Source organism: Polaromonas sp. P1_E1_2 (genome assembly GCF_056406035.1).
Genome location: NZ_JBFUAZ010000870.1, coordinates 1 through 1,282 on the forward strand (window position 1 = coordinate 1; position 1,282 = coordinate 1,282).

At 65.5% G+C, this 1,282-nt stretch carries 1 protein-coding gene; it reads left to right on the plus strand.

What is annotated here, in order from left to right:
* Window positions 1–1,096: anhydro-N-acetylmuramic acid kinase (locus tag AC1D1P_RS23660; RefSeq protein WP_477674691.1), on the plus strand; the 1,096-nt coding region annotated here is incomplete at its 5' end.
* Window positions 1,097–1,282 lie beyond the last annotated feature (186 nt).

A 1,282-nucleotide genomic window follows, 5' to 3' on the forward strand; every position in this document is an offset into this window, starting at 1 on the left:
CGACGGTGCCGATGGTGTGCTGGTCGATCTTTCCGGTGGAAAACTGCGCGTGCTTGCTGCGGCCACCGAATCCTTTGATGGGCTGTTTCGCGCGGAGCTGCTGGCGCTGAATTCGCCCACGGACAACGAACTGCACCGGGCCGCCGTTGCTGCCAATCACATCGCGGCGGCGTATGCCAAAGTCGTCGCTGCGCTGCTTGTCCAGGCTGCTGCACAGGGGATCGTCGCCTCGCAGGTTCGCGCCATTGGCGCGCATGGCCAAACCGTGCGGCACCAGCCGCACAGAACATCCCCCGACCCGGCGGGCGCAGGCTACACGCTCCAGCTCAACAACCCGGCTTTGCTGGCAGAGCTCACGGGCATCGATGTGGTGGCTGATCTTCGCAGCCGCGATGTGGCGGCCGGTGGCCAGGGCGCACCTCTGGTGCCGGCATTTCATCAGGGCGTTTTCGGCCAGGCGGACGTCACGGTGTCGGTGCTGAACCTGGGCGGCATTTCCAACCTCAGCGTGCTTCCGCCGGGCGCGTCGTCACCCGTGCTGGGTTTTGACTGCGGACCGGGCAACGCCCTGATGGATGCATGGTGCCTGCAACACACCGGTCAGCCTTATGACGCCGGCGGCGCCTGGGCGGCCACGGGCAAGCTGTTGCCGGACCTGCTGGCCAGCCTGCTGGACGAGCCCTATTTTTCGCAACCGATCCCCAAAAGCACCGGCCGCGATCTTTTCAGCATGAACTGGCTGGCCGGCAAGCTCGCGCCCTTTTCCGCGGCGCGGCCACAAGACGTCCAGAACACCCTCGCTGAATTCACTGCAAGCGCCTGCGCGGCGGACGTCAACAGCCATGGAAAAGCCAGCAGCCTGCTGATCGTCTGCGGCGGCGGCGCGTTCAATACCCATCTTCTTGGGCGCCTGCAGGCCGGGTTGCCGCAGCTCAAGGTTGAGACTTCCGGCCAGCATGGTTTGCCACCTTTGCAGGTGGAGGCGGCGGCCTTTGCGTGGCTGGCACAGCAGGCGGTGTTGCGCAGGCCCGGTAATTTGCCAAGCGTGACGGGGGCAAAGGGGTTGCGGGTGCTGGGGGCGGTCTACCCCGCTTAGGCTGGGACGGATAGCGGTCGGTCTTGTTCCGGCGTTGCGCTTTCGTCTGAGGATTGCTGGCCGGGCAACCCCCGGCCAACCGCCCTTAGCAAAGAGCGCAAAGGCCGGAGCAAGAACCGGCCGATAAAAGCCTACCCCGCCAACTGCTTCCGCATCACCTCATGCCGGTGCCGGTAAGTCCCCAGC